At 64.2% G+C, this 22,081-nt stretch carries 23 protein-coding genes; 6 read left to right on the top strand and 17 right to left on the bottom strand.

Annotated features, from left to right (window positions below):
* Positions 1-286: 286 nt before the first annotated feature.
* Positions 287-1,012 carry an META and DUF4377 domain-containing protein gene (locus tag NGM28_RS05760; RefSeq protein ID WP_252089083.1) on the bottom strand — a complete coding sequence of 242 codons (726 nt, stop codon included), beginning with the start codon at positions 1,010-1,012 and terminating at the stop codon, positions 287-289.
* Between the two features lie 509 nt (positions 1,013-1,521).
* Between NGM28_RS05760 and NGM28_RS05755 the strand changes: the two genes are divergently transcribed.
* Complete coding sequence (locus tag NGM28_RS05755) at positions 1,522-2,337, top strand: beta-barrel pore-forming toxin monalysin (RefSeq protein ID WP_252089082.1); 816 nt, start codon at positions 1,522-1,524, stop codon at positions 2,335-2,337.
* 118 nt (positions 2,338-2,455) lie between these two features.
* On the top strand, positions 2,456-2,596 hold the full coding sequence (locus tag NGM28_RS05750) for a hypothetical protein (RefSeq protein ID WP_240065759.1): 141 nt from the start codon (positions 2,456-2,458) through the stop codon (positions 2,594-2,596).
* A gap of 12 nt (positions 2,597-2,608) precedes the next feature.
* On the opposite strand, the gene NGM28_RS05745 is transcribed toward NGM28_RS05750, so the two are convergent.
* Entirely contained in the window at positions 2,609-2,935 is a 327-nt protein-coding gene (locus tag NGM28_RS05745) for a DUF2388 domain-containing protein (RefSeq protein WP_252089081.1), read from the bottom strand.
* Between the two features lie 90 nt (positions 2,936-3,025).
* On the bottom strand, positions 3,026-3,283 hold the full coding sequence (locus tag NGM28_RS05740; RefSeq protein WP_240065757.1) for a hypothetical protein: 258 nt from the start codon (positions 3,281-3,283) through the stop codon (positions 3,026-3,028).
* 327 nt (positions 3,284-3,610) lie between these two features.
* Between NGM28_RS05740 and NGM28_RS05735 the strand changes: the two genes are divergently transcribed.
* Positions 3,611-3,982 (top strand): hypothetical protein, encoded by a 372-nt coding sequence (locus NGM28_RS05735; protein ID WP_252089080.1) that lies wholly within the window; start codon positions 3,611-3,613, stop codon positions 3,980-3,982.
* A gap of 112 nt (positions 3,983-4,094) precedes the next feature.
* Positions 4,095-4,595 carry a methylated-DNA--[protein]-cysteine S-methyltransferase gene (locus NGM28_RS05730; RefSeq protein WP_240065755.1) on the top strand — a complete coding sequence of 167 codons (501 nt, stop codon included), beginning with the start codon at positions 4,095-4,097 and terminating at the stop codon, positions 4,593-4,595.
* 4 nt (positions 4,596-4,599) lie between these two features.
* Here NGM28_RS05730 and NGM28_RS05725 read toward each other — a convergent pair whose 3' ends face one another.
* Together NGM28_RS05725 and NGM28_RS05720 are read right to left on the bottom strand one after the other, a co-directional pair.
* Positions 4,600-4,842 carry a hypothetical protein gene (locus NGM28_RS05725; protein WP_252089078.1) on the bottom strand — a complete coding sequence of 81 codons (243 nt, stop codon included), beginning with the start codon at positions 4,840-4,842 and terminating at the stop codon, positions 4,600-4,602.
* Positions 4,843-4,962: 120 nt separating this feature from the next.
* The gene (locus NGM28_RS05720) at positions 4,963-5,475 is read right to left on the bottom strand and encodes a DUF3016 domain-containing protein (RefSeq protein WP_252089076.1); all 513 of its coding nucleotides are present in this window, start codon (positions 5,473-5,475) and stop codon (positions 4,963-4,965) included.
* Positions 5,476-5,549: 74 nt separating this feature from the next.
* Between NGM28_RS05720 and NGM28_RS05715 the strand changes: the two genes are divergently transcribed.
* Positions 5,550-6,245, top strand: coding sequence for a metallophosphoesterase (locus NGM28_RS05715; RefSeq protein WP_252089074.1), 696 nt, complete (start codon positions 5,550-5,552; stop codon positions 6,243-6,245).
* Here NGM28_RS05715 and NGM28_RS05710 read toward each other — a convergent pair.
* Both NGM28_RS05710 and NGM28_RS05705 read right to left on the bottom strand, forming a co-directional pair.
* Positions 6,223-6,843 carry a LysE family translocator gene (locus NGM28_RS05710; RefSeq protein WP_252089072.1) on the bottom strand — a complete coding sequence of 207 codons (621 nt, stop codon included), beginning with the start codon at positions 6,841-6,843 and terminating at the stop codon, positions 6,223-6,225. The genes NGM28_RS05715 and NGM28_RS05710 overlap by 23 nt on opposite strands.
* Positions 6,844-7,010: 167 nt before the next feature.
* Complete coding sequence (locus tag NGM28_RS05705) at positions 7,011-7,826, bottom strand: AraC family transcriptional regulator (RefSeq protein ID WP_252089069.1); 816 nt, start codon at positions 7,824-7,826, stop codon at positions 7,011-7,013.
* Between the two features lie 135 nt (positions 7,827-7,961).
* On the opposite strand from NGM28_RS05705, the gene NGM28_RS05700 reads away from it, so the two are divergent.
* Entirely contained in the window at positions 7,962-8,585 is a 624-nt protein-coding gene (locus NGM28_RS05700; protein WP_240065749.1) for a LysE family translocator, read from the top strand.
* Between the two features lie 158 nt (positions 8,586-8,743).
* Here the strand turns inward: NGM28_RS05700 and NGM28_RS05695 are convergent, their stop codons facing one another.
* The 10 genes from NGM28_RS05695 to NGM28_RS05650 form a co-directional block, all read right to left on the bottom strand.
* Positions 8,744-11,032, bottom strand: a complete 2,289-nt coding sequence (locus NGM28_RS05695; RefSeq protein WP_252089066.1) for an autotransporter family protein — start codon at positions 11,030-11,032, stop codon at positions 8,744-8,746.
* Between the two features lie 134 nt (positions 11,033-11,166).
* Positions 11,167-11,442, bottom strand: a complete 276-nt coding sequence (locus tag NGM28_RS05690; protein WP_009686637.1) for a peptidylprolyl isomerase — start codon at positions 11,440-11,442, stop codon at positions 11,167-11,169.
* Between the two features lie 152 nt (positions 11,443-11,594).
* On the bottom strand, positions 11,595-13,547 hold the full coding sequence (locus NGM28_RS05685) for an acetoacetate--CoA ligase (protein ID WP_252089063.1): 1,953 nt from the start codon (positions 13,545-13,547) through the stop codon (positions 11,595-11,597).
* A gap of 43 nt (positions 13,548-13,590) precedes the next feature.
* Positions 13,591-14,361, bottom strand: coding sequence for a 3-hydroxybutyrate dehydrogenase (hbdH, locus tag NGM28_RS05680; RefSeq protein ID WP_252089061.1), 771 nt, complete (start codon positions 14,359-14,361; stop codon positions 13,591-13,593).
* A 10-nt stretch (positions 14,362-14,371) separates the two neighbouring features.
* A complete protein-coding gene (locus NGM28_RS05675; protein ID WP_252089059.1) occupies positions 14,372-15,763 on the bottom strand; it encodes a GntP family permease in 1,392 nt (463 codons plus the stop codon).
* Positions 15,764-16,160: 397 nt separating this feature from the next.
* Positions 16,161-17,546 (bottom strand): sigma-54 interaction domain-containing protein, encoded by a 1,386-nt coding sequence (locus tag NGM28_RS05670; protein WP_252089057.1) that lies wholly within the window; start codon positions 17,544-17,546, stop codon positions 16,161-16,163.
* A gap of 117 nt (positions 17,547-17,663) precedes the next feature.
* On the bottom strand, positions 17,664-18,680 hold the full coding sequence (locus NGM28_RS05665; RefSeq protein WP_252089055.1) for an ABC transporter permease: 1,017 nt from the start codon (positions 18,678-18,680) through the stop codon (positions 17,664-17,666).
* The gene (locus NGM28_RS05660) at positions 18,680-19,738 is read right to left on the bottom strand and encodes a microcin C ABC transporter permease YejB (RefSeq protein ID WP_252089053.1); all 1,059 of its coding nucleotides are present in this window, start codon (positions 19,736-19,738) and stop codon (positions 18,680-18,682) included. Before NGM28_RS05660 ends, NGM28_RS05665 begins: the two co-directional genes overlap by 1 nt.
* A complete protein-coding gene (locus tag NGM28_RS05655; protein WP_502943829.1) occupies positions 19,735-21,651 on the bottom strand; it encodes an extracellular solute-binding protein in 1,917 nt (638 codons plus the stop codon). Before NGM28_RS05655 ends, NGM28_RS05660 begins: the two co-directional genes overlap by 4 nt.
* 13 nt (positions 21,652-21,664) lie before the next feature.
* Positions 21,665-21,946: a peptidylprolyl isomerase gene (locus NGM28_RS05650; RefSeq protein WP_252089050.1), complete on the bottom strand. Its 282-nt coding sequence runs from the start codon at positions 21,944-21,946 to the stop codon at positions 21,665-21,667.
* Positions 21,947-22,081: the final 135 nt, after the last annotated feature.

Genomic DNA, 22,081 nt, shown 5'->3' with positions numbered 1-22,081 from the left:
TGGAGCGTTTCGTGCTCCTGCCAGTCGTTGGACGAGTTGTTCCAGCGTGCATACGCCGATGAGCGCACTTGCACGCAGTGCCCGAGCTGTTGGGCGAAAAATGCGGGGGTTGAGGCCGAACATTGCGCGCATTGTCGCATAGGTACGAGGACAGTTGTATGGGGACTGACGGCTGATCCCATGCGCTTTCATCACAGGCATCGACCACTTGCGCAGACCGGATGACTGCTCGGGATGTTTATCAGGTTGCAGGCAGATTGCTATCGGCCTGCAACCAACGGTGCGCTTATTTGCCCTTGCCCGAAGCGTCCTGCTCGACCACCAGGTCCAGCACATAGACGTGCGATGGCGCGTCGGCGGGTGGGTTCTTCCATTCGTATTGCTTCACCCGCAGCACGGTGCGCACGCCGTCATGGTGCTCATAGCCCTCGATGGACTGGTACAGCGGATGCCAGGTGTCCTGGGTAGGCAATTGCAGGCCGGCGTCGTCATAACGGCGCTCGCGCACTTGCAGGCACTGGTAGTTCGGGATCAGCGGGTGGCTGCATTTGACGGGCTTGGCGGCCACCTCCAGGAACTTGACCTCGCCCTTGCTGCCGTAGCGGGTCTCTGGGGTGGCTTCACCCTGGAACTTCAGCACCGAGCCGTCCTGGGTAGTCAGCTGCAGCACCGGCTCCGGGCCGGTCGTGGTGATGACCGTGCGCAGGTCGCCCTTGAACAGACGGCCGACCTGGGCATCCTGGTCCATCAGGCGTTTGTCGCAGGCCATCAGGGTCGAGGCGAGTGGCTGCACCTTCAGTACTCCGTCCTGATAGCTGTAGCCGCCGAACTGAGTATTGCAGCCGCCGCTGATGTTCAGTTTCTTGTCGAAAAAGTTCAGCCGAAGCTTGCGTTTGATGCCTTTGTCCAGGCCGGCGATGGGATTGCCGGAAGCATCACTGGCCGCTACCAGGTTCCAGTAGTAGGCCGAGAGTGCTGGCTGGGCTGCGACAGACGAGGAGGTGGCGGGCATGGAAGGCGACCCTTCATCGAAAGTGGAAGCCGGGGTGCACGCTTGAAGCAGGGCTGCACAGACGGCAACAAGGAGAATGTTGTGTTTCATGGTTCGCTCTTTCAGCCTTGATGAGTGGTGGCGGCGCCCTCTGCGCAGAGGGGGCGCGCGCGGGTAGACCGGGAAATCGAGGCCGTTATGGAAGGGGCCCTTGACGAGGATCCTACCCAGCCTGCACGTCGAGCCGGGCGACCTCAGCCGTTACCGATGGCAAACAGACAGCATCTGTTACGTTCAGTTTCAGCGACCTGGCAATCTGACCACCTGGGAGTGTTGCCAAATTTTACAGGATGGGCCTCAAGCGCACGTTGCAAGTCGTTGAATCAAATGAGGACGGGCCGTGCACTTACGCGCGTTGGCGCCAATCACTGCTCCGGCGACGCGGTAAATCGGCCTTGAGCATCCTGTGCAACCTTCGATACTTCGCAGCGCCATTTGGCACTTTGAACCCATTCAATGAGGGAAGGACGATGACGATCAAGGAAGAGCTGGGCCAGCCTCAAAGCCATTCGATCGAACTTGACGAGGTGAGCAAGGGGGCTGTAAGTGCGCGCGCCGCGTTGACTTCCAACCTGTCTGGCAGCTTCGACCAGTACCCGACCAAGAAGGGTGACTTTGCAATCGATGGCTATCTGCTGGACTACAGTTCACCCAAGCAAGGTTGCTGGGTGGACGGTATCACCGTCTATGGCGATATCTACATCGGCAAGCAGAACTGGGGGACCTATACCCGCCCGGTGTTTGCCTACCTACAGTATGTGGATACCATCTCCATTCCACAGAATGTGACGACCACCCTCAGCTATCAGTTGACCAAGGGTCATACCCGGTCCTTCGAGACCACTGTCAACGCCAAGTACAGCGTTGGCGCCAATATCGATATCGTCAACGTGGGGTCGGAGATTTCCACCGGGTTTACCCGCAGCGAGTCCTGGTCCACCACGCAGACCTTTACCGATACCACCGAGATGAAGGGGCCAGGGACGTTCGTCATTTACCAGGTCGTGCTGGTGTATGCGCACAACGCCACCTCGGCAGGGCGGCAGAATGCGAATGCCTTCGCCTACAGCAAAACCCAGGGAGTGGACTCGCGGGTGGACTTGTACTACTTGTCGGCCATTACCCAGCGCAAGCGGGTCATCGTTCCGTCGAGCAATGCCGTCACGCCGCTGGACTGGGATACGGTGCAACGCAACGTGCTGATGGAAAACTACAACCCAGGCAGTAACAGCGGGCACTTCAGGTTCGACTGGAGTGCCTACAACGATCCTCATCGCCGTTATTGAGCCTGGTCCATCGCTTTTCATGAAGCGCTTCATGAAAGCGTAGGCCATGCCTGAACCTCCTGTCTGCGCGGGGTCAAACCTGAGCAAGGCCTGACTTTGTCAGGCAGGAGGTATTCAGATGAAACGAACGACCGCGTGGGCCGTGGTGGTGTGTGGTGTGTTGCTGCTCAGTGGCTGCTGGCCTTACTGGCACGATGGCGGGCATCACCGGCATTACTACGATGGCGATCATCGTGGCCAGGATTACCGTCGGTACTGACCCCGAAAGGGCTCAGAATGCCGTCGCTATCGCGAGGGCCAGTTGATCATCCGTCAGGGGCGCAGGGTCGTAGGCTGCGTGATAGTAGCGAACAGCCTGCTCGAACTGCGCCCCTCGGATCTCGCCTGCTGAGCCAATGAAGGTGAGCGCATCGGCCTTTGCGGGCTTGAAGTTGTCCTTCGCCATTTCGGAAAGTCCGGTGGTGGCTGTGAAGGGTGTGAAAGGGAGAATTGTGATCAGCAACATGACCCCTTCGTATGTGCCCTTTTTTTCATCCGCAAAACCGTGTTCGCTGATCATTGCCAGGAAGGCAATGACCAGGGTTTTCCATATCGCCATGCGTGCTGCTTCCGTGCTGCCAGGGTCAGGGGCGCTACGATAGCAAGCCTGGGGTACTTGCTGACAACAAAGTATCTGCCGGCACCCTGTTCAGGTTTGTACCGCGGCCGTGCCTTTTACCTTCCGAGTGGCTATTGTCGCGGTGTGCAGGCTGTCCCTGACGTTCAATCGAGGGTCGAGCGCTGCACGTGCACGTTTTCCATCCATGACCTTGCGACCTTCCTGCGCCGGGGCACTGCGTGCCGACATGGCCCAGCCTTCGTCTGGGGCCGATTGCAATCCGCTGGGCGACATATGGACATGCAATTGTCGACGACGTTGCTGTACCAACTTATGGAGGTGTTTCATGGGCGTGCACCTCGGGGGTGTCTTCTTGGTCGTGTCACAGGGACTGCCCCTCAGTAGACGCCTGTTTCGCTATCCCGAGTGGCATGGCGGACCAGCGGTCCGGCGCATGTGGACGAAGGGGCAGACACGCGGGCTTGACAGTCGCTGCCATGCCTTCGAACCCATCAAGCCACTCGATGGCTATAGCGAACCCGCATAGCGTGTCGACCAGGCGCGGCTAAAATAGTTAGCTAGCGTAGCATCTGGGTGTGTAGCGCGATTTCATAACTAAAAAGGGCCGGTCCACAGCTTTCCAACGTTTCTCGGTGGGGGATCGGAAGGTGTTGCATGAAATGCTCAATCAAGCGGTCGAAGACGACTTTCACGGTGCTGGCGCTGGCCAGCCTGTTGCTAGGCGGTTGTGCGAACAACACGGATGTTCGCGCGGGGCATGACTATACGTCCGGCATGACGGCAAAGAACCCGCCGCAATACCTGGGCTGTGTGCAAGGTGAACTTCAAAGCGGCACGAAGACATACATGTTGCAAAGCAACAATGCGGTCGAGCTGTTCGTTGACAGTACCGACCCCCAAAAGGCTTCTGGCCTGGTCGAGATGCGCAATGAAGGGGGGCAATACAAGTTCCTCGCCTATCAGCGTGATGCCTGGTACGACAAGGGGCGCCTGCTCGACGCCGCGCTGATGTGTTCACGGGCCTAGCCCACGCCAGGGTGCCTGGGCCGGCGTGCGGCCCAGGCCGGCAAGAAAGCGGATGCACGGCCGTCAGCGGATGCGTAGAGTGGGCCATCGTTTTCAACGGCAGGAGCCCGCCATGTCGAATGCCTTCACGCTGCAAACTTCTCCCGTCGGCACCCTGACCCTGGTGGCGCGTGGCGAATGCCTGGCTGCCGTGCTCTGGGAGCACGAGCGCGAAAACCGCGTGCGGCTGGGTGAGTTGCACCGTGATGATCATCACCCCGTGCTGCGCGAAACCGCCCGCCAGCTGGGCGAGTACTTCGCTGGCACGCGGCAGCACTTCGAGCTGGACCTGGATTTTGCCGGCACCGAATTCCAGCGCCAGGTCTGGGCGGCGCTGCTGACCATCCCCTTCGGTGAGACCCGCAGCTACAGCGACATCGCCCGGCAGATCGGCAACCCCGACGCGGTGCGGGCGGTTGGCGCGGCCAACGGGCGCAACCCGATCTCGATCATCGCCCCGTGCCACCGGGTGATCGGCGCGTCCGGCAGCCTCACCGGCTTCGCGGGCGGGTTGCCGGCCAAGCAGTTTCTGCTGGCGCTGGAGGGGCGGCAGAGCCTGGCGCTGGATTTCTGAAGGTTCAACCGAGCCAGGCGCAGAGCAACCCCAGCACGACGGCAAGCAGCGTCCCCGCGAACAGGCCGTAGTGGCGATGGGCGCGGCGGGCGTGGGCCTGGACATCATGCAGATACTGGCCAGGAGGCGGGCCTTCAGGGCGATGGCGCAGGCCTTCGACGATGTCCGCCAGGCGCCCGCGGATCAGCAGCCCCACCAGGTAGTAGCTGGAGGCATAGCTGCCCAGGGCCAGCATCAGGTACTTCATGTCGCCTCCATCCTTGGCGAAGGTTCGTGCACGAAGCATACAATCGAGCCGTTCGCCCTCACCAGCCATAAGGCGTGATTTCATCGGCGCAGACAACGATGGGCCGCATGCGAGTGACATTCAAGACGGTGGCAACTGGGCGAAGCGCTGGCGGAACCAGTCGCTGAGCATGGCCTTCTCGGCGAACAGGCGATCACCGCTGGCCTGGCGGCCGGGGCGGCTGAGGTACATCTTGTCGCTCAGGTGTTCCTGCGCCTGAACGGCGGGGTGGCCGGGTTGGGTCAGGGTATAGACCAGGTCGATGCTGGGCCAGGTGATGTCGCGCATGAAGCGCACCTCGTAGGCCTGGCTGTGCCAGGGCTCGAAACGCCCCGCCAGGTCGATGTCGCGGATATCGATGACCAGTTGCTGGCCGGGTTTCAGGTAGCGTTGGCCGAGCTTCTGCAAGTGCGCGGTGAGGGCCTGCATCACCTGCGTCTCGGCGCCTCGCTCGTAGCCTGCGCTGTCGAGGCTGGCATCGCGGAAGTGTTCCGGGTGTTCGAATTGCACCTCGACCTGTGCGGCCGGGGTGCCCTGTGCCATGCTGTCAAATGCCAGCACCATCAGTACGGCACAGGCCAGGGGGGTACGCATGCTGCACCTCAGGGTGTGGATGGTCTGCCTGCCCATTTTACGCCTGTGCCGGGGACGCCGCAGAGGATGATGCAATGAACCGTTATCGGCGGATAGCCGCCAACACCCGCGGGCGCGACCTGGCCGTGGGGGATATCCACGGGCATTTCCAGCGCTTGCAAGCCTGCCTGGAGGACGTGGGTTTCGATCCGCGGGTCGATCGCCTGTTCAGCGTGGGCGACCTGGTCGACCGTGGGCCGGACAGCGAGAAAGCCCTGGAATGGCTGGCCGAGCCTTGGTTCCATGCGGTGCAAGGCAACCACGAGACACTGGCGATCAATCACCTGTGCGGCGGGCGGGTTGACCTGGACATGTACCGTGCGGCGGGGGGCGGTTGGTTCATCGACCTGCCGGAGCATGAGCAGGAGCCTTTCGTGGAAGCTTTCCTGACGATGCCCATCGCGCTGGAAGTCGAAACCTTCTACGGGCCGGTCGGCCTGCTGCATGCGGACAGCCCGTTCAGTGATTGGGCGGCGCTCAGGGAGAGCCTGCAGAACGAAGACGACCCTGAGGTGCGGGAAATCTGCCAATGGTCGCGACGGCGCCTGAGGGAAGGCGACGAACATCGGGTCGAAGGCCTGCGTGCCTTGGTGGTTGGGCATACGCCGTTGCTCAGGATGAAAGTGCTCGGTAATGTCTGGCACCTCGATACCGGTGGTTGGGGCAGCGGCCACTTCAGCTTGCTCGACCTCGCATCGCTGTCACTGATCAACCCCATGCCAAGTGAATGAGCACGCCACCTGCCAGCAGGATCAGCATCACCCCTGAAGCCCGTTCCAGCCACGGCAGCAACCGGGCAAACCGCTGCAGTACCCGCGGGTTGCCGATGGCCAGGGCGACCAGCAGATCCCAGGCCAGGACGATGCTGAACATCCAGAGACCGTAGCCAGCCTTTATCCAGGCCCCTTCGCTGGCGACCAGGCTTGCCAGGCTGGCATAGAACAGCGCGTTCTTCGGGTTGAGAATGCCCGAGGCGAAGCCCATGCCCAGGCTGGCAAGCCAATCACCGGGTGATCCCGCGCCAGTGCTTTGCGCACCGGCCAGGCTGCCATGCCCGGCATGCCTCAGGAACAGCTGCCCGATGTAGAGCAAATAACCGCAGCCTGCCAGTTGCAGGGCCATGAACAGCACGCTGCCGTCGTGCAGGATGGACACCCCGGTGAAGGCGATGCAGATGAACAGGCCATTGGCCAGGGCGATGCCCAGGCAGGTACCGCTGGCCACGCGCCAGCCGGCGTTGACCGAAGTGCGGGCGACCAGGAAAAAGTCCGGGCCGGGGGAGAGCAGGGCGAGGAAGTGGGCGGTGGCGATGAGCAGGAACTGTTCCATAGGGCGGTTTTCGTGCGTGGGGAAAACCGTAGTCTGTCGATAGCCTTTCACGGGGTATTGAAGAAAATTGCACCCGCCCGCGCCCTGTAGGAGCCAGCTTGCTGGCGAAGGACATAGCAGGGGGTGGCAGGCAAGGCTGCGCCTTGCGTTCGCCGGCAAGCCGGCTCCTACATCAGGGCGCGCCGGTAGGTGCCGGGCGTCACACCCGCGTGGGCCTTGAACACCCTTTGGAAATGACTCTGGTCAGCGAAGCCCAGCCGGTAGGCGACCTCCGCCAACCCATGCCCCTGGCGCAACAGCTGGCGCGCCTTGTTCACCCGGGTATTGAGCAGATAGGCGTGGGGTGTCATGCCGGTGGCAGCGTTGAATGCGCGGATCAGTTGATAACGCCCCAGCTGCGCCTGTTGTGCCAGGCGGTCAAGGCTCAATGTCGCCAGGTCGTTGTCATCGACGCGCGCGACCAGTTCCTGCAGGATCGAGGGCGGTAGCGGCGGGGCTGGCTGTAGAGCAGGATGCCCGGAGAAATCGTGGTCGCCGATGAACGTCACCAACGCCGCGTCCTTCTCGATTGGCGTGGCGGGTGAAAACAGCAGTGCATTGAGCGCGCAGAACTGCCGATACAGCGCCTTCGAACGACTGATCCGCGCCGGTGCCCCAGGCTCGCCAGCGATGATCCCCGACTCCAGGCGCAGGCCGCGCAGCCAGTCGGCGTCCAGGTGCAGCATCTGGTAGCTCCAGGCCTGGCCTGATTCTGGATTGCAAGCATGCACCCGCTGCACAGGAACAAATACCAAGGTGCCGGGCTTAAGGCGCACTTTACCTTCGCCCGCGCCGGTAAAACGGCTGAAACCAGCATCCACCGCGCCGATGGAAAAGGTCGGATGGCTGTGGGCCTTGTAGCAGGCGCGGCTGTGGCAGGCGCGTCGGCTCTCGACATGGGGCAGGGCCGGGTCGTGCCAGATTTCACTGCTCGAAGAAGGCATGGCAGGGGCCAGGGGTATCCGGAGACGGCAGCAGTGTAATCGCTGGCGACTGTTGCGGTCATTCGCCGGGCGACTGTGCTTGACGCAAGCACTGGACGGGCGCGACGCTGCGGTGGTCCTGGAAGGAGAAGAAGAATGGACCTGTCGAGCCTGTTGCTGTTCATCCCTGCCTGCTTTGCCCTGAACATGGCCCCGGGGCCGAACAACCTGCTGTCGCTGCACAACGCCAGCCGTTATGGCCTGCGCACCGCCTGCGTGGCCGGTGGCGGGCGCCTGTTGGCGTTCAGCGGCATGATCGCCCTGGCCGCCATGGGCCTGGCGGTGGTGTTGCATACCAGCGAGTACCTGTTCCTGGCGGTCAAGGTGCTGGGCGCGGGCTACCTGTTCTACATCGCCTGGCAGCTGTGGCGGGCGCCGGTGGGCGAGGCAGAGTTGACGGGGGAGCAGCCACGCGGCACATGGAAGCTGGCGCGCCAGGAGTTCTGGGTGGCGGCCGGCAACCCGAAGGCGATCCTGATTTTCACCGCCTTCCTGCCACAGTTCGTCAGCGTGGGGGGCAGCACCCCGGTCAGCGAGCAGTTCCTGCAGTTGGGCGTGCTGTTCCTGTTGCTGGAGTGGGCGGCCATTGCAATCTACGCCGGGCTGGGGGCCTACCTGCAGCGCTGGTTCGAGCGCCCAGGGCCGCGGCGGGTGTTCAACCGGGTCAGCGCTTCGCTACTGGGCGCCGCAGGACTGGGGCTGTTGGCTGCCCGTCGCTAGTGTCCAGTCTCGGAAACAAGCTGTTCACTTTTGGCGGCGTCTTGGGCGCCCGGCCGGCGTTGCCACTCCTCGCCATAGCCCTGCTATGACGCGTCGCGGCGCCTTGGCCGAACACCCAAGCCACTCGCCGAAAGAGAACGTATTTCCAAGACAGGACACTAGAACTGCCAGCGTACCCCCAGGTTCACGCCGCTGGTTTCCTGCTGCCTGCTGTCGAGATTGCCGCTGTACAGCACGCCGCCGTGCACGCTCAGCGCATCGCTGAGCTGGGCCACCAGGCCAGCTTCCACCTGCAAGGACGTGTAGCGATAGTCGGTCTTGATCTCATCCGCCTGGTCGAAGGTCAGGGTGTCGCGGCCACCATCCCCATGCCACAGGTCGAGCTGGGCATAGGGTTGCAGCAGGCGCCCCCCCAGGTGGTCGTAGGCGCCCTCCAGGCGCACGCCCAGGCGACCGGTCAACTCGACCTGGGCATCGTGGCTGACCCGCGAGACGCTGTCGCTGGCACTGTCCAGTGCAGTCTTCTGGACGATCAGTTGGGCTTGTGGCTCCAGCGTCCAATGGTGTGACAAGGCGATGGGGTAGCCCGTTTCGACCGAGGCGGTCCAGGCATGGCCATCGACATCGAGCTTGTCACCGCGCTCGGAGCGGGCACGACCATCGAAACGGGTGTACTGCAGCACGCTGTCGAGGTACCCGCGCTGTGGCCCGACCAGGGTCCAATAGGCGCCGATGCTGTCGCCATCGAGCTTCAGGTCACCGACACGGCGATCCTTCAGCGCCAGGGCGAAACCCTTGACGTCGGCATCCAGCCGGCTGTGGCCGAGGTACAGGCCCATGTGCTGGCGATAGCCGCTGTCATCGGCATGGGCATAGACGTCCTGGCCCACTTTGAATCCATACAGGTTGCCATTCAAGCTCGGGCTGACCGTGCCGCTCCACTGTTGGCGCAGATTGCCACCGTAGGCTTGGCCCCAACTTGCGGGTAGCGCGCCATGCCCGGCAAGCAGGCGTTGGTCACCTTGGCGTTGGTGGAAGGTACCCAGTGCCTGTCGAGCGATGATCGCCGCGCCCCTGGCTGCCGTGGCGTAGACCGGCACCTCGGGGCGATACAAGGGAAGGTTCTGGCCTGGGGGCGGCGAGGGCAGCATGGCCTGGCCGGGGGCTGGCGCGGCCACCGGGACTGGAACGGGTGGTTCACCTGCACTGGGAGCCGGTGGCGTCACCAGGGTGGAGCGCAGGTACCAGCTGTTCTCGCTGCCAGCGGTCACGCCGCCCTTGAACAGACGATAGTCGTAGGCGCCAGCCGAAAGCGTCTGGGTCTGGACGAATGCCGTATCGCTGCTGGTGGCGCCCTCGCGTGCCTCCACCACCTGGATGCCGTTGCCAGCCGTGGCTGCGCCTGTGCCGCCGAGGTTGTTGACCTGCAGCCTTGTGCTGCCGGTAATGTTACCCAGGCCCACCACCAGCCGGTCGGAGGCCGCATCGTCACTCGCCAGCACGCTGTTGAGCCGCAGCGTGCCGTTGTCGCCCAGGTAGTCGCCGTTCAAGGTGAGACGCCCCTGGGCATCGTTGCCGGTGCTCAGGTCGATCAACCCGGCGTTGCGTACTGTTGCTTTCTGGCCTGCGGTGAACGCCGTCACCGTGCCTTGGCGTGAGGAAAGCGAACTGCTGGTATCGATGGCCAGAAGCCCGGTTGTGCTGGTGGCATCACCCAGGGTCAGCGTGTCATCGAGGCTAAGTTGGCTGCGGTCGGTGAGCCCGATCGCTTCCCAGTTCAGGTAGCGGGCGCCTGTGTTGACCCGGCTGCCTTGGAACACCAGGCTGTCATTGCCTGCACCCCCGTCGAGGGGAATGACCAGGGTTTCGGTGTTGAGGCCGCTGATGGTCGCATGATCATTGCCCGACCCCATGTCGACCCTGCCGCCGATGCTACCGCCAGACCAACTGAAAATATCGTCGCCCGCGCTGGCAAGCACATTGCCGGCGAGGTGACCGCCGCTGATGGTGATGTCATCCTCGCCGCCACTGGTACTGATGTTGCCGCCAATGGTGCCGCCACGAAGGATGATCGTGTCGTCGTCAAAGCCACTTACCAGATTGCCATCGATACGGGTTTCAACTGCCGTGTCCTGGGACATCTTGAAGACATTGTCCGCGAGCTTGAGGTCTACCCGGCCAATCCTGCCGCCTTCGAAGGTCGCCGAGTCGCCATCCTCGAAGGCGCCGATAATGCGGCCGGCGGTCATTTTGAAGGTGTCGTAGCCTTCGTTCTGGCTGAGTGCCTGGACGGTCCCGCCCGTCATGGTGAAATTGTCGACTGCGTCGGTCTGTACCACTGCACCCAGGTTATCGCCCGGTGAAACCGTCAGGGTCTGGGCATGAACAAACAGAGGTAGAACAAGCAGGGGCAGGGCGACAGGTACAAGCAGGCGTGGACAACGCATCGGCAGGTCTCCGTCGTCATTGGGGACGGACCACTACGCGCAGTCGCATGGGGATGCGGCTGCGATCCTGCCTGAGTTGTAGATAAACGTCTGCTACGGGACAACTGGCAGAAATGCCAGGTGGCGAGTTGCGATCAGTCGCGGTAGAACGTCTGCACCAGGTGGTAGCCGAACTTGCTCTTGATCGGCCCGTGCACCACGCGCAGGGGTTTCTTGAAGATCACCTGGTCGATGGCGCCGACCATCTGGCCCGGGCGTACTTCGCCCAGGTCGCCGCCACGCTTGCCGGAGGGGCAGGTGGAGAATTTCTTCGCCAGCACGTCGAAGGCCTCGCCATTGGCGATGCGCTGCTTGAGCTTCTCGGCTTCGTCAGCGGTCTTGACCAGGATGTGGCGGGCTTGGGCTTTCATGGGGAGGTACCTGTACTTCGAACGGCAGATGGAAGCCGCCATTATGCCTGATGATGGCCACTGTAGGAGCGGCTTCAGCCGCGATCACCCGCGAGGCGGGTGCCAGGCACCGCGGTACCTGCATCGCGGCTGAAGCCGCTCCTACAGTGGGCTCACGCCTTGAGCTCTGCACGGTCACGAAACTGTTCCAGCGCCTCGGGGTTGGCCAGGGCGTCGGTGTTCTTCACCGGCAGGCCGTGCACCACGTTGCGGATCGCCAGCTCTACCAACTTGCCGCTGAGGGTGCGCGGGATGTCCGTGACCTGGGCGATCACCGCCGGTACATGGCGCGGCGTGGCGTACTGGCGAATCACCTGGCGGATGTGCTGGCGCAGGGCATCGTCCAGTTGCAGGCCGTCGCGCAGGCGCACGAACAGCACCACGCGCACGTCGTTGCCCCAGTCCTGGCCGATGGCCACGCTTTCCACCACCTCCTCGACCTTTTCCACCTGGCGGTAGATCTCCGCCGTGCCAATGCGCACCCCGCCGGGGTTGAGCACGGCATCCGAGCGGCCATGGATCACCAGGCCACCGCCGGGATGCTCCTCGGCGTAGTCACCCTGGCACCAGACATTTTCGAACTGGCTGAAATAGGCGTCGTGGTAGCGGCTGCCACCGGTGTCGCCCCAGAAACCCAGTGGCATCGACGGGAACGGCTGGGTGCAGACCAGCTCGCCTTTCTCGCCGATCACCGGCTTGCCGTGTTCGTTCCACACGTCGACCGCCATGCCCAGCGCCTTGCCGGCGATTTCGCCGCGGCGCACCGGTAGCAGCGGGTTGCCCGCCACGAAACAGGCGACGATATCCGTGCCGCCGGACATGGACGCCAGGCACACGTCGGGTTTGACCCGGGTATACACGTAGTCGTAGCTGTGCGGTGACAGTGGCGAGCCAGTGCTGAGCAGCAGGCGCAGGCTGTCGAGGCGATGGGACTTCGCCGGCTCCACCCCGGCCTGCTCCAGCGCCGCCAGGTACTTGGCGCTGGTGCCGAAAGCCTGGATGCCTTCGGCGTCGATCAGGTCGAGCAGCCGCTCGGGACCCGGGTGGAAGGGGGAGCCGTCGTACAGCACCACGGTGGCCCCGACCGCCAGCCCGCTCACCAACCAGTTCCACATCATCCAACCGCAGGTGGTGTAGTAGAACAGCACATCATCCGCATTGAGGTCGTTGTGCAGGCCGTGTTCCTTGAGGTGCTGCAGCAGTACGCCACCGGCACGATGGACAATGCACTTGGGCACGCCCGTGGTGCCGCTGGAGTAGAGGATGTACAGCGGGTGGTCGAAGGGCAATGCGGTGAAGATCGGTGTGCCACCGGATTGGAAATAATCGCACCATAGCCAGGTATTGGTGTGCGTGAACTCACTGGCCTGGGTGTTCGAACGCGTGTAGGGCACGACGAGCAACGTTTCCAGGCTTGGTAGTTGCGTGACGACCTGGTTGATCTTCTCCACCAGGTCGATGGATTTCCCCGCGTACTCGTAGCCGGCACAAGTGATCAGCAATCGAGGGGCGATCTGCCCGAAGCGGTCGATGATGCCGTGGGTGCCGAACTCGGGCGAGCAGCTTGACCAGACCGCGCCCAGGCTGGTGGCGGCGAGCATGGCCACCAGGGTTTCCCAGGTGTTGGGCATCACCGCGGCAATGCGGTCGCCGGGCTGGATGCCGGCTTGTTGGAACGCCCGCTGCAACCCGGCCACCTGGGCGACAAGTTCGTTGTGAGTGAGCTGCCGACGATTGCCATCCTCACGCACGGCGATCACGGCAGGGCGATCGTCGCGCCGTTTTAACAGGTGTTCTGCAACGTTGAGGGTGGCGTCGGTGAACCAGCGGGCATCGGGCATGCGTGGGCCTTCTTCCAGCACATGAGTGTGCGGTTTGTGCCAACGGACGTGGAAGTAATCGCTGAGGGTCTGCCAGAACTGTGCACGGTGTTCGATGCTCCAGCGGTGCAGGGCGGCGTAGTCGTCCAACTGGAGGTTGAAGCGCAGGTTGACCCGGCGGCGGAAGGCGTCCATCCGGCTGGCTTCGATCCGTGACGTACTGGGGCGCCAGAGCACATCGTTCATGGGAACCTCCGCTGCATAGGGGATCAAGCCGCACGGCCCACCCTCACTGGGCGAGCCAGCCACCGTCGACGTTCCAGGCGGCGCCGCGGACCTGGCTGCCGGCCTCGCTGCACAGGAACAATACCAGCTCGCCGAGGTGGCGGGGCGTCACGAAGGCCAGGGAAGGCTGCTTCTCGGCCAGCAGGTCGTGTTGCGCCTGCAGCGGGTCGCCACCCTTGGCCGCACGATCGTCGATCTGCTTCTGCACCAGCGGGGTCAGTACCCAGCCCGGGCAGATGGCATTGCAGGTGACATTGCTGGTGGCGGTCTCCAGCCCGATCACCTTGGTCAGGCCGACCACGCCATGCTTGGCGGCCACATAGGCGGCCTTGCCGGTCGACCCCACCAAACCGTGCACCGAAGCGATATTGACGATGCGCCCCCAGCCCCGTGCGCGCATGCCCGGCAGCGCCAGGCGGCTGCCATGGAACACCGCCGACAGGTTGAGGGCGATGATCTTGTCCCAGGCCTCGACCGGGAACTGCTCGACCGGCGCCACGTGCTGGATGCCGGCGTTGTTGACGAGGATATCCAGCGCGCCGAACTCGCGCTTGGCCAGGGCGAACAACTGCTCGATCTGCGCCACGTCGGACAGGTCGGCGGGGTGATGGGCGACTTTCACGCCGTGGCGACCGATCTCGGCGATGGCCGGTGCCGGGTCGCCAAAACCGTTGAGCAGGATGTTCGCGCCGGCCTCGGCCAATACCTGGGCGATACCCAGCCCGATGCCGCTGGTGGAACCGGTGACCAGTGCGGTCTTGCCTTTGAGCGTCATGCCGTTCTCCTTAAACGATGCCGGTGGCGTAGAACGTGGCGATGACCACGAACACGGCCAGGGTCTTGATCAGGGTAATACCAAAAATATCCTTGTACGCCTCGCGGTGGGTCAGCCCGGTCACCGCCAGCAGGGTAATCACCGCGCCGTTGTGCGGCAGGGTGTCCATGCCGCCGCTGGCCATGGCCGCGACCCGGTGCAGCACCTCGAGGGGAATGTGCGCGGCGTTGGCGGCGGCAATGAAGCTGTCGCTCATGGCGGCGAGGGCGATGCTCATGCCGCCGGAGGCAGAGCCGGTGATGCCGGCCAGCAGGGTCACGGTGATGGCTTCGTTGACCAGCGGGTTGGGGATGCCGCGCAGGGCGTCGGCCAACACCAGGAAGCCTGGCAACGAGGCGATCACCGCACCGAAGCCATACTCCGAGGCGGTGTTCATCGCCGCCAGCAGGGCACCACCCACCGCACTCTTGGTGCCTTCGGCCAGGCGTTGGCGAAGGGTGCCGAAGGCGCACACGAGCACCATCAGGATGCCCACCAGCAGCGCCGCCTGCACCGCCCAGATCGCCGTGAGCTTGGCCACGTCGCTCTGCACCGGCGCGGCCATGCCGGGCAGTTGCAGGGTGTGGCTGGCGCCGTACCACTGCGGGATCCAGTGGGTGAACAGCAGGTTCATCACCCCCACCAGGATCAGCGGCGCCAGGGCCATCCAGGGGTTGGGCAGGGCAATGTCGTCGGCGGTTTCCGGCTCGTTGCGCAGGTCGCTGCCATAGCCTTCGCCACGGCGCTGGGCCTTGTTGCGCTGGCGTTGCAGGTAGAGCATGCCGGTGCAGAACACGAACAGCGTGCCGATCAGCCCCAGCCAGGGCGCGGCCCAGGCGGTGGTGTTGAAGAAGGTGCTGGGGATGATGTTCTGGATCTGCGGGGTGCCGGGCAGGGCGTCCATGGTGAAGGAGAACGCGCCCAGGGCGATGGTCGCCGGGATCAGCCGCTTGGGGATATCACTCTGGCGGAACATCTCGGCGGCGAACGGGTAGACGGCGAACACCACCACGAACAGCGACACGCCACCGTAGGTGAGCAGGGCGCACACCAGCACGATCACCAGCATGGCCTGGCGGGTGCCGAGCAGGCGGATGGCGGCGGCGACGATCGAGCGCGAGAAGCCGGACAGCTCGATCAGCTTGCCGAACACGGCGCCGAGCAGGAACACCGGGAAGTACAGCTTGATGAAGCCGACCATCTTCTCCATGAACACCCCGGTGAACGCGGGGGCCACGGCGGCCGGGTCGGTGAGCAGGACGGCGCCGAGGGCGGCGATGGGGGCGAACAGGATGACGCTGTAGCCACGGTAGGCGGCGAGCATCAGCAGGGCGAGGGCAGCCAGGGCGATGAGCACGGTCATCGAGGGGGTCTCCAGGGTATTGTTTTTATGGTTGCCGGGGAGATAGCGGGAATCGTGCCAATTGTTAAGCTGTTGATTTTATTGGGCAATATTAAAGCATAAGTGGATTTTGTCTCGAATTTGAGACTTTTTTGGCCAGGCAACAGCTTTGCTGCGCGTTCAAGATCGAGCGCCGCCCGTGCGGCGCATCGCGGATAAATCCGCTCCTACGTTTGTTGCAACGTGCCGCACCGGTGAGGGAATGGTTGCCCGCGTCGCGCAAACCGGGCGGATTACCCTGGCTTTTCGGGCGCCTGTAGGAGCGGATTTATCCGCGATGCGCCGCTTTGGCGGCGCCCGATTTCAAACACGCTGCAGCTCTCCAGGTAAATATCTCAAATTAGAAACAAAAATCTCATTATTGAGAGTGAATGCCCAGCGCCACCATCTTCTTGTACAACGTCGACCGCCCCAATCCCAAGGCCTGTGCGGCCTCCGGCACATTTCCCGCATGCCGCGCCAAGGCATCCACGATCAACCCACGTTCGAACCGTGCACACGCCTCACGATAGTCCAGCTGATTGGCCTCGACCGCCACCGGGCTCAACGGCCCCAGGGCATTTTTCAGCTCCTGTACCCCCAGACGCGGCTGGTCCGCCAGCAACGTCGCGCGCTCCAGCACATTGCGCAGCTCACGAATGTTCCCCGGCCAGGCATGCCGCCCCAGCAGCGCCTGGGCCTCGGCGTCCAGCTCATACTGGCTGCCCAGTTCGGCGAGGATCGCCTCGCACAGCGCCGGCAGGTCTTCCAACCGCTCACGCAACGGCGGCACCTCGATCGGCAATACATTCAACCGGTAATACAGGTCTGCCCTGAACGCCCCACGGGCCATGGCCGCCTGCAGGTCGATGGAGGTGGCGGCGATGATGCGCACGTCGCTGCGCAGCATCTGGTTGGAGCCCACCGGTTCGTATTCCTTTTCTTGCAGCACCCGCAGCAGCTTGCTCTGCAACGCCAGGGGCATGTCGCCGATTTCATCGAGGAACAGCGTGCCGCCTTCGGCCAGTTGCAGCTTGCCGCTGCGGCCCTTGCGCTCGGCGCCGGTGAAGGCGCCGGGGGCGGTGCCGAAGAACTCGGCTTCAAGCAGTGTTTCGGGGATCGCCGCGCTGTTGATACTGACGAACGCCTTGTGCGCCCGGGGCGAGGCAGCGTGGATGGCGTGGGCCAGCAGCTCCTTGCCGGTGCCGGTCTCGCCGAGCAGCAGCACCGGCGAGTCGCTGCTCGCGCCACGGCGTGCGCGGCGCTTGGCTTCGAGGCACGCGGCGCTGGTGCCGACGAACTGGGCGAAGCTGTAGCGAGCCTGGCGGGCGCGCAGTTGCGAGCGGGTCGAGGCCAGCTCCTGCTGCATGCTCGAGTAGCGCTTGAGTAGGGGGGACAGGCTGCGCAGCTCGTCGAACAGGGCGAAGCCGATGGCGCCGATCAGTGTGTCCTGGTCGTCGTGGATCGGCAGGCGCATCACCACCAGCGGTTCATTGGGGGTGTCGAGCATGTCCAGCAGGATGGGCTTGCCGTTGTTCACCACCTCGCGCATCAGGCTGCCGGGGATCACCGCCTCGCAGGGCTGGCCGATGGCGCTGGCGGCGTCGGCCAGGCCGAAGCGCCGGGCGTAACGTTCATTCATCCAGACGATGCGCGCCTGGCGGTCGACGATCACCGTGCCCTCGCTGGACTGCTCGATGATCTCGAACAGCGAGCGGATCGCCAGTTGGCGGACCTGGGGGTAGTCCTTGAGGTTGTCGTGCATGGTAGTACCTTTTTGTGTCGCCCTGGCTGGCCCTTTCGCCGGCAAGCCGGCTCCTACAGGGGATTGCACCAGACCTGTAGGAGCCGGCTTGCCGGCGAATGGGCCCGCGCAGGCGACCTACCTTCGTGGATCGAACGCCTCGCGCAACGCATCGCCGATGAATACCAGCAACGACAGGATCAGCGCCAGGGCAAAGAACGCGGTGAAGCCCAGCCACGGCGCTTCCAGGTGCTGCTTGCCCTGGGTCACCAGCTCGCCCAGCGAGGCGCTGCCAGCCGGCATGCCGAAACCGAGGAAGTCCAGCGCGGTAAGGGTGGTGATCGCCCCGGTGAGCATGAAGGGGATGTAGGTCAGCGTCGCGTTCATCGCATTGGGCAGGATATGTCGCAGCATCACCTGGCTGTCCGGCAGCCCCAGTGCCCGCGCAGCCTTCACGTACTCCAGGTTGCGCCCGCGGAGAAACTCGGCGCGCACCACATCGACCAGGGCAAGCCACGAGAACAGCGCCATGATCCCCAGCAGCCACCAGAAATCCGGCTCGACGAAACCGGACAGGATGATCAGCAGGTACAGCACCGGCAGCCCCGACCACACCTCCAGCAAACGTTGCCCGAGCAGGTCGACCCAACCGCCGTGGTAACCCTGCAAGGCGCCGGCGGTCACGCCGATCAGCACGCTGAGCACGGTCAGGGCGAAGGCGAACAGCAGCGACACCCGGGCGCCATACAACACCCGGGCCAGTACATCGCGGCCCTGGTCGTCGGTGCCCAGCCAGTTGCTGGTGCTGGGGGGGCTTGGGGTAGGCACCTGCAAGTCGTAGTTGGGGGTGTCGGCGCTGAATGGGATCGGCGCGAACAGCATCCAGCCGCCCTGGCCCTCGATCAGCTGGCGCACGTACTGGCTGCGGTAATCGGGCTGGAACGGCAACTGGCCACCGAACTGCTGCTCGGTGTAGCGCTTGAGCGTGGGGGTGTACAACTCGCCCTGGTACGAAAGCAGCAGCGGCTTGTCGTTGGCCACCAGCTCGGCGCCGAGGCTCAGCAACAAGAGGCCGGCGAACAGCCACAGCGAGATCCAGCCCCGGCGATTGGCGCGAAAGCGCCGCAGGCGGCGCAGGGAGACGGGGGAGAGCATCAGTGCGCCCTCGCGTCAAAGTCGATGCGTGGGTCGAGCGCGGTATAGCACAGGTCACCAAGCAAGCGAATCAGCAACCCGGCGAGGGTGAAGATGAACAACGTGCCGAACACCACTGGGTAGTCCCGCGACACCGCCGCCTCGTAGCTCATGCGCCCGAGCCCGTCGAGGGAGAAGATCACCTCGATCAGCAGGGAGCCGGCGAAGAATACCGTGATCAGCGCCTGGGGCAGGCCGGCCACCACCAGCAGCATGGCGTTGCGCAGCACATGGCCGTACAGCACCCGGCGTTCGCTCAGCCCCTTGGCCCGGGCGGTGACCACGTACTGGCGGGCGATCTCGTCGAGGAAGGCGTTCTTGGTCAGCAGGGTCAGTGTGGCGAAGCCGCCGATCACCAGGGCCCCTACCGGCAGCACCAGGTGCCAGAAGTAGTCGGCGAGCTTGCCCAACAGGCTGAGCTGGTCGAAGTCGTCCGACACCAGCCCGCGCACCGGGAACCAGTTCAGCGAGGTGCCGCCGGCGAACAGCACGATCAGCAGCAGGGCGAACAGGAACGAGGGCAGGGCGTAGCCGATCACGATCAGCGCGCTGCTCCAGGCGTCGAAGCGGCTGCCATGGCGCACCGCCTTGCGGATGCCCAGCGGGATCGACACCAGGTAGGTGATCAACGTCGCCCAGAAACCCAGCGACAAGGTCACCGGCAGTTTCTCGACGATCAGGTCGGTGACCTTGGCGCCGCGAAAGAAACTCTGGCCGAAGTCCAGCCGCGCATATTGGCCGAGCATCAGCCACAGGCGCTCGGGGGCGGACTTGTCGAAACCGTACTGGCGCTTGATCTCCTCGATCAGCTTCGGGTCCAGGCCGCGGGTGGCACGGGACTCGCTGTGCACGGCCTCCACCCGGGCGCCCGGCGCGCCGCCGCCGATGCCTTGCAGGCGCGCCACCGCTTGTTCCACCGGGCCGCCCGGCGCGGCCTGGACGATGGCGAAATTGACCAGCAGGATCGCCAGCAGCGTGGGGATGATCAGCAGCAGGCGGCGCAGGATGTAGGCGGTCATGGCGAGGTTTTCCGCAGCGCGTCCATCTGTGCGTTGGTCAGCGCCGTGGGGCTGACCTCCCACCAGGTGTCCAGGCCTTCGTCGTAGGTGGCCTGCACCTTGGGCAGGCCGAAGCGGTTCCACCACACGGTTGAGCTGCCGGGCGGGTAGTAGTTGGGGATCCAGTAGTAGTTCCATTGCAGCACCCGGTCCAGGGCATGGGCGTGGCGCAGCATGTCGGCCTGGGTGTTGGCGCGCACCAGCCCGTCGATCAGGTGGTCCACGGCCGGGTCCTTGAGCACCATCTGGTTGTTCGAGCCCGGGTCGTTGGCCGCCGCCGAACCGAAGTAGTTGTACAGCTCGCTGCCCGGCGACAGGGTCACCGGGTAGCCGGTGACGATCATGTCGTAGTCGCGGGCCATCAGCCGGTTGACGTACTGCGCCGAATCGACATTGCGGATGTTCAGCTCGATGCCGATCTGCGCCAGGTTGCGTTTCCACGGCAGCAGCAGGCGTTCCATGCCCGACTGGCCGTTGAGGAAGGTGAAGCTCAGCGGTTCGCCCTGGGCGTTGGCCAGGCGGTCGCCCTCCGGGTGCCAGCCCGCGGCCTGGAGCAGGGCAAGGGCTTGCAGTTGCTGCGGGCGGATGATGCCCGAACCGTCGGTAACCGGTGCCGTGAATACCTTGTCGAATACTTCGTCCGGCACTTGGCCGCGCAACGGCGCGAGCAGCTTGAGCTCGTCCGCGTCGGGCAGCGCGCGCGCCGCCAGCGGAGTGTTGGAGAACAGGCTCTGCTGGCGGATGTACAAATTGCGCATCATCTGCCGGTTGCTCCATTCGAAGTCCCAGAGCAAGGCCAGGGCCTGGCGCACGCGGCGGTCCTTGAACTGCGGCTTGTCCAGGTTGAACACGAAACCCTGGGCAACCTGGGGCTTGGCCGGGCCGAGCTGGGCGCGTTGCAGGCGCCCGTCATCGAGTGCCGCGCCGTTGTAGCCGAGGGTGTAGGCGGTGGCGGAGAACTCGCGGTTGTAGTCGTAGCCGCCGCCCTTGAGCACCTGCCGCGCCACTTCGGTATCGCCGAAGTATTCGATGCGCAGGTGCTCGAAGTTGTACAGGCCACGGGTGGCTGGCAGATCTTTTGCCCACCACTTCGGGTCGCGGGCGAAGGTGATGCTGCGGCCGTTGTCGATGTGCTCGATGCGATAGGGGCCGCTGCCTACCGGCTTGTCGAAGCCGGCGCCGTTGGTGAAGTCGCGCTGCTGCCAGTCGTGCTCGGGCAGCACCGGCAGGCTGGCCAGGTCGAGCGGCAGGGTGCGGCCGTGGGGCTGCTTCAAGTCAAAGCGCACGCGCAGGGGGCCTTCGACGGTCACACCGGCCACTTCGGCGAACTGGGTGCGGTACTTGAGGCTGCCTTGGCTCATCAACAGTTCGAAGGTGAAGCGCACGTCCTCGGCGCGCACCGGCTTGCCGTCGGCGAAGGTGGCGCGCGGGTCGATGTCGAAACGCAGCCAGGCATCGTCCGGGCCACGTTCCATGCGCCGGGCGATCAGGCCGTAGACGGTGTAGGGCTCGTCGAGCGAGCGCAGCGCCAGGGGCGCGTACAGCCAGCCATCGACCTGGCTGACGCCGATGCCTTTGTCGATGTAGGGCAGGATATGGTCGAACTGGCCGATCTCGAGGGCCGAGCGGCGCAGGCTGCCGCCCTTGGGGGCTTCGGGGTTGACGTAGGCGAAGTGCTGGAAGCGTTCGGGGTAGCGGGGGGCTTCACCGTAGACCGTGAGGGCGTGGGTCGGGGTGGCGTTGGCCATGCACGACAGTGCGAGCCCACACAACACCTGTAGGAGCGGATTCATCCGCGATAGCGCCCGATCAGGCAACGGCATTGCCTGTCCCGGCGCTATCGCGGATGAATCCGCTCCTACAGGGGCGGTCATCGTCGGCCATGACTTAGTCCTGACGGCTGGTCACTTCCAGCAGGTGGTAGCCGAACTGGGTCTTCACCGGACCCTGGACGACATTCAGCGGCGCGCTGAAGACCACGGTGTCGAACTCACGGACCATCTGGCCCGGGCCGAACGAGCCCAGGTCGCCGCCCTGGCGGCTGGAGGGGCAGGTGGAGTTGGCCTTGGCGATTTCGGCGAAGTCGGCGCCGGCTTCGATCTGGGCCTTGAGTTCGTTGCACTTGTCTTCGCTGCTGACGAGGATGTGGCGGGCGGTGGCGCGGGCCATGGAAATGCTCCTTGTGAGTAAAGGCGCAAGCCTAGCGCAAAGCGCACAGGGTTGTCTGTCTAAAGCATCTGCAAGCGACAGCCTGCTCTTGCCGCGCGAGGGCGCTACCTAGCATTTCTGCCAGTTGTGCGGTCG

The sequence above is a fragment of the Pseudomonas sp. MWU13-3659 genome, assembly GCF_023757525.1.
GTDB lineage: Bacteria > Pseudomonadota > Gammaproteobacteria > Pseudomonadales > Pseudomonadaceae > Aquipseudomonas > Aquipseudomonas entomophila_E.
This window is presented reverse-complemented; position numbering and strand designations above follow the sequence as displayed.